Below are 6,477 nucleotides of genomic sequence, written 5' to 3' on the forward strand. Positions count from 1 at the left end.
GGCTCAGTCCTTTCCGAATTCCGCGTTGATGAAGTCGAAGAGCTCTTCATCCGTCGCGGAATCGAGCTTGCTGCTGATGTCGCCCTCGGACGGGGCGTTCTCGCGGTCGTTCCAGGCGGCGGCCAGGCCGCGCAGCCTGGCGGCCACCTGTTCGCGGGTGGCGTCGTCCGGGGGTGAGGCCGCCAGCGCGGCCTCCAGGTGGTCGAGCTGGGTCAGTACCGGCAGCGGGGCCCCGGCGACCGACCGCAGGATCCTGCTCTGCAGGTGCTCGGCGAGCGCGTGGGCGGTCGGGTAGTCGAAGACCAGTGCGGCCGAGAGCTGGACGCCGGTGGCCTTGATGAGTCCGTTGCGCAGTTCCACCGCCGTCAGGGAGTCGAATCCGAGCTCCCGGAAGGGCCGCCGCGGGTCGAGCGGTACGTCGGAGCCGTAGTCGAGGACGGTCGCGACCTGCCGCTGGATCAGCTCCAGCAGCAGGCTCTGCCGCCCGCTCCCGGACTGGGCGGCCAGCTGCTGGGCGAGGGTCTGCGCGGGCGCCGCGGCAGCGCCCGCGGAGGCCCGGCGCAGCGGGGCCCGGACCAGAACGCGGAACGGCGCCGGGAGGGACCCGTCGCCCGCCTTCTTCCGCAGGACGGCCAGGTCCAGGCGCATCGGCACCAGGGTGGTCGCCCCGGAGGCCCAGGCCCGGTCGAACAGGGCGAGTCCCTGCTCGGGGGTGAAGGCCAGGACACCCGCCTGCGCCATGCGGCGCCGGTCGCCGTCGGACAGGCCGGCCGCCATGCCGGAGGTGGTCTCCCACAGGCCCCACGCCAGCGAGGTGGCGGGCAGGCCGGCCTCCCGGCGGCGGTGGGCGAGCGCGTCCAGGAACGCGTTGGCCGCCGCGTAGTTGGCCTGGCCGGCGCCGCCGAAGGTGCCGACGCCGGAGGAGAAGAGCACGAAGCGGGACAGGCCCAGGTCCGCGGTCAGCTCGTGCAGGTTGAGCGCCGCGTCGGCCTTGGGCCGCATGACGGTGTCCACCCGCTCGGGCGTCAGGGTGGTCAGCACTCCGTCGTCGACGACGCCCGCGATGTGCACGACCGCGGTCACGGGGTGCTCCGCCGGGACCTCCGCGAGGACGGCGGCCAGGGCCGCGCGGTCCGCCGTGTCGCAGGCCACGAAGGTGGCCTCGGCGCCCGCCTCGGCGAGGGAGGCGGCCAGTGCGGCGGCGCGCGGGTCCCGCGGCCCCTTCCTGCTGAGCAGCAGGAGCCGGCGTACCCCGTGTCCGGTGGCCAGGTGCCGCACGATCTCGGTGCCGATGCCGCCGGTCGCGCCGGTGACGAGCACGGTGCCGTGGCCGCCCTCGGGTGCGGCGGGGGTCTGCGGCCGCTCGTCGGTGACCGGGGCCAGCCGGGGCACGAGGACCTCGCCGCCGCGGAGCGCGAGCTGCGCCTCGGAGCCGGCCGTCGCGTGCGCCACGGCCGTGGCCAGGAGGTCGGCCTCCTCGTCCCGGTCGCCCAGGTCGACGAGTACGAACCGCTCCGGGTGCTCGGCCTGGGCCGAGAGCAGCAGGCCGCGGGCCGCCGCCTGGGCCGGGTCCACCGGGGTGCCGTCGCCGGTGGCGACGGCGTTCCTGGTGACGAACACCGTGCCGGCGCCGGTCAGCCGGGCGTCCGCCAGGACGTCCAGGGCCAGGGCCAGCGTGCGGTGCGTGGTGTGCCGTACGGACTCCAGCAGCTCGCCCGGCGCGGTCTCGACGGTGAGGACGACCAGGTCAGGGGCGGTGTCCCGGCTCGCGGCCTCCCCGAGCGCGGCGAGGTCCGGGTAGGTCCTGACCTCCGCCCCCCGGGTGTGGGCGAGGGCCTTGGCCAGGGCGTGCGGGTCGTCGCCCACGACCGCCCAGACGGGGGTGGCCTGGCCGGTGTCCGCCTGCGGGGCGGGTGTCCACGTCAGCCGGTGGAGCGCGTCCGTGCCCGTGGCTCCCGACGGGGCCGCCGGCGCGGCGCTGCCCTCCCGGACGGTGATCCGGTCGGCCGTGAGAACGGGTTCGCCCTCGGGGTCGGTGAGCCGGACGGTGACCGCGTCGGCGCCCGTCCGGGTCAGCCGGGCGCGCAGAGCGGTGGCGCCGGTGGCGTACCGGGACACGCCGTCGAAGTGGACGGGCTCCCCGGCCAGTTCGGTGACGAGTCCGGTCAGCGCGGCCAGCAGCGCCGGGTGCAGGCCGAAGCGGTCGGCCTCGGCGGCCTCCTCCTCGGTCAGCACCAGTTCGGCGAACAGCTCGTCCGTACGGCGCCACACGCCCTCCCGGGCGGCATCCGGCTCGGCGTCGGCCGGCGGCCAGACCTCCGGGTCGGATCCGGTCCGGGCCGGTGCGCCGCCGAGTACGCCGGTGGCGACGCGGTCCCACGGAGCCTCGGTGCCGTCGGCGGGCCCGGTGTGCAGGGTGAAGGCACGGCTGCCGTCCTCGTCGGGCCCGGCCACCGCGAGTTGCAGGGGCGCGCCGGGCCGGGTGAGGGCGGTGCTCAGGTCGAGACCGGCGATCCGGTCGCCGCCGAGCCGGTCGGCCGCCCACAGCACCAGGTCCAGGACCTCCCCGGCGGGCAGGACCCGCTCGGCGGCGTCCCGGGGCAGGGCTCCGCTGTAGAGGAACCCGCCCGTCTGGGGCAGCGGGGCGGCCGCGGTGAGCAGCGGGTGCCCGGTGCCGGCCAGTCCGGCGCCGGCCAGCGCGTCGGCTCCGCCGGCCGGGGTGTCCAGCCAGTAGCGGCGGCGCTGGAAGGCGTAGGTGGGCAGTTCCACCCTGCGGGCGCCCGTGCCCTCGAAGAAGGCGGCCCAGTCCACGCGGCCGGTGCGCACGTGCGTCCGGCCGAGCGCCATGAGCAGGGTCCTCACCTGGTCCCGCTCCCTGCGCTGGGTGGCGATGCCGGTGGCCGCGGTGGCCGCCGACTCCTGGGCCATGGAGGTGAGCACGCCGTCGGGGCCCAGTTCCAGGAAGGTGGTCACGCCCTCGTCGAGGAGGGTGCGCACCCCGTCCGCGAAGCGGACCGCGTGCCGGACCTGGCGCACCCAGTAGGCGGGGTCGCGCAGTTCCCCGGCGGTGGCGGTGCGACCGGTGAGGTTGGAGACGACGGGCAGGACGGGCTCCCCGAAGGTCACCTGGGCCAGTTCCCGCTCGTACGCGGCGAGCATCGGCTCCATCAGCGGCGAGTGGAAGGCGTGGCTCACGGTGAGCCGCTTGGTGCGCAGCCCCGCCGCGCCGAGGCGGGTGTCCGCGTCGGTGACGGCGGCCTCGGTGCCGGAGAGCACCACGGAGGCGGGGCCGTTGACGGCGGCGACGGCCAGTTCCGTCGTGGTGTCCAGGAGTTCGGACACCTGCGCCTCGGTGGCGGCGACGGACAGCATCGCCCCTCCCGCGGGCAGTTCCTGCATCAGCCGGGCGCGGGCGGTGACCACCCGGGCCGCGTCGGCGGTCGACCACACGCCGGCGGCGTGCGCGGCGACGAGCTCGCCGACGGAGTGGCCGAGCAGCGCGTCGGGCCGGACGCCCCAGTGCGTGAGCAGCCGGTACAGGGCCGTCTCCACCGCGAACAGGGCCGTCTGGGTGTAGAGGGTCTGGTCGAGCAGCGCGGCCTCGGGCGAGCCGGGTTCGGCGAACACGACCGTGCGCAGCGGGCGGGGCAGGTGGCGATCCAGCTCCGCGCACACCTCGTCGAAGGCTTCGGCGAAGTGCGGGAAGGCCCCGTACAGCTCACGGCCCATGCCGGCGCGCTGGGATCCCTGTCCGGTGAACAGGAAGGCGAGCCCGCCGTCGGCGCGTTCCTCGGCGGCCTTCCCGGCGGGCAGGCCGGCGAGGGCGCCGCGCAGTTCCTCCGGGCCGGCGGCCACGAGGACCGCCGTGTGGTCCAGGACCGTACGGGTCGTGGCCAGCGAGTAGGCGAGGTCGGTGACGGCGGCCGGGTCCTGGCCGAGGTGGCCGGCCAGGCGGGTGGCCTGGCCGGCGAGGGCCTCGCGGGTCCGGGCGGAGACGAGGACGGGAACGGGCCGGCCCGGGTTCCCGGGCCGCGGCCCGCCGGCGGCCACGGCGGCGCCGTCGTCCGGTACCTGCTCCAGGATCACGTGGGCGTTGGTGCCGCTGATCCCGAAGGCGGAGACACCCGCCCGGCGCGGCTCGCCGGTCTCGGGCCAGTCCCGGGCCTCGGCGAGCAGTTCCACCGCTCCGGCCGTCCAGTCCACGTGCGGGCTGGGGGCGTCCACGTGCAGGCTGCGCGGGAGTACTCCGTGCCGCATCGCCTCGACCATCTTGATGATCCCGGCCACACCGGCGGCGGCCTGGCTGTGCCCGATGTTGGACTTCACCGAGCCGAGGTACAGCGGCCGGCCGGCGGGCCGGTCCTGGCCGTAGGTGGCCAGCAGGGCCTGGGCCTCGATGGGGTCGCCGAGGGTGGTGCCGGTGCCGTGCGCCTCGATCGCGTCGACCGCCGAGGAGGGCAGGTCGGCGTTGACCAGCGCCTGGCGGATGACCCGCTGCTGGGCGGGGCCGTTGGGTGCGGTGAGGCCGTTGGAGGCGCCGTCCTGGTTGACCGCGGAGCCGCGGATCACCGCCAGGACGGGGTGGCCGTTGCGGCGGGCGTCGGAGAGCCGCTCCACGAGGAGCACGCCCGCGCCCTCGCCGAGGGAGAACCCGTCGGCGGCGGCGGCGAAGGGCTTGCAGCGGCCGTCGGCGGCCAGTCCGCGCTGCCGGCTGAACGCGACGAAGGAGGTCGGGTCGGGCATCACGGTGGCGCCGCCCGCCATCGCCAGGTCGCACTCGCCGTCGCGCAGCGCCTGGGCGGCCAGGTGCAGGGCGACCAAGGAGGAGGAGCAGGCGGTGTCGACGGTGAGCGCGGGGCCCTCGAAGCCGAGGGAGTAGGAGATCCGGCCCGAGGCGACATTGGCCGAGGCACTGACGAGGAAGCCCTCCAGGCCGTCGGTGGAGCCGCGCAGCCGGGTGCCGTACGCCTGGTCGGTGAGCCCCATGTACACGCCCGTCCGGCTGCCCCGCAGCGACCTGGGGTCGATGCCGGCGCGTTCGAGGGCCTCCCAGGAGGACTCCAGGAGGAGCCGGTGCTGCGGGTCCATCGCCTGGGCCTCGCGCGGCGAGATGCCGAAGAAGCCGGGGTCGAAGTCGCCCGCGCCGGACAGGAATCCGCCGTGGTCGACGTAGCTGGCGCCGGGCCGGTCGGGGTCGGCGTCCATGAGCCGGTCCAGGGGCCAGCCGCGGTCGGTGGGGAAGGGGGTGATCAGGTCGGCCTCGTCCCGGACCGCCCGCCACAGGTCCTCGGCGGAGGCGATCCCGCCGGGGTAGCGGCAGGCCATCGCGACGATGGCGATCGGGTCGTCCTGGTCGACCCGTACGACGGTGGTCGGCGAGGTGCCCGGGGCGGTGGTGGTGCCGCCCATCCGCTGGGCCAGGAAGCCGGCCAGTTCGACGGCGTTGGGGTGGTCGAAGACCAGGGTGGCGGGCAGTTTCAGCCCGGTGACGGTACTCAGCCGGTTGCGCAGCTCGACGGCGGTCAGCGAGTCGAAGCCGAGCTCCTTGAGGGCGCGGGCCGGGTCGACGGCCTGCGCGTCCTCGTGGCCGAGGACGGCGGCGGCGTGCTCGCGCACCACGTCGCGCAGGGCCGCGGCGCGCTGGGGGCCGGTGAGACCGGCCAGCCGCCGGGCGAGCGGGGTGCCCGCCTCGTCCGGGGCGCCTTCCTCGGCGGCCGGTTCGGGCCGGGCCTCGGGCAGCTCGTCCAGCAGACGGCTGCGGCGTTCGAAGGTGAACTGCGGGACGAACCGCGCCCAGTCCACGTCCACCAGCAGTACGGAGGACTCGCCCTCGGCGAGGACCTCGGCGAGGGCGGAGACCGCCAGGTCCGGGTCGATGAGCGGCAGTCCCTTGCGGGAGAGCGTCTCGAACACCGGGTCGTCGGCCATGCCGCCGCCCGCCCAGGGGGCCCAGGCGATGGACACGGTGGGCACCCCGGCGGCGCGGCGCGCCTCGGCGCGGGCGTCGAGGACCCCGTTCGCCGCGGCGTAGACGCCGTGGTCGCCGGCGCCCCAGGAGGCGCTGATGGAGGAGAAGTAGACGACCGCGTCGAGCTGACCGGGGTCCAGGGCCGCTTCCAGGTGGGCGATGCCGGTGACCTTGGCGGCGAACGCCTCCGCGAGGTCCCCGGTCCCGGCGTCGGCCAGCGGTCCGAGACCGCCGGCGCCGGCCGCGTGCACCACGGCGCCGATACGGTCGCCCTCGCGCTGGGCCTCGGCGACCAGCGCGGCCACCTGGGCGGGGTCGCCGAGGTCGCAAGGGACCAGGGTGACCCGGGCACCGGCCGCGGTCAGTTCGGCGGCCAGGTCGTCCGCGCCGGGCGCGAGGGCGCCGCCGCGGCTGGTGAGGACGATGTGCTCGGCGCCCTCGCGGGCCAGCCAGCGGGCGACCCGGGCGCCGAGGGCGCCGGTGCCGCCGGTCACCAGGACGGTGCCGCG

1 protein-coding gene is annotated in these 6,477 nt (G+C 76.4%); it reads right to left on the minus strand.

Translation table 11 applies throughout. From position 1 onward, the window contains the following. Positions 1 to 3 precede the first annotated feature (3 nt). Positions 4 to 6,462: an SDR family NAD(P)-dependent oxidoreductase gene (locus tag ABZ873_RS27750; protein ID WP_360877283.1), complete on the minus strand. Its 6,459-nt coding sequence runs from the start codon at positions 6,460 to 6,462 to the stop codon at positions 4 to 6. Between the last annotated feature and the right edge of the window lie 15 nt (positions 6,463 to 6,477).

It is taken from the genome of Streptomyces sp. NPDC047014, assembly GCF_040644195.1.
GTDB lineage: Bacteria > Actinomycetota > Actinomycetes > Streptomycetales > Streptomycetaceae > Streptomyces.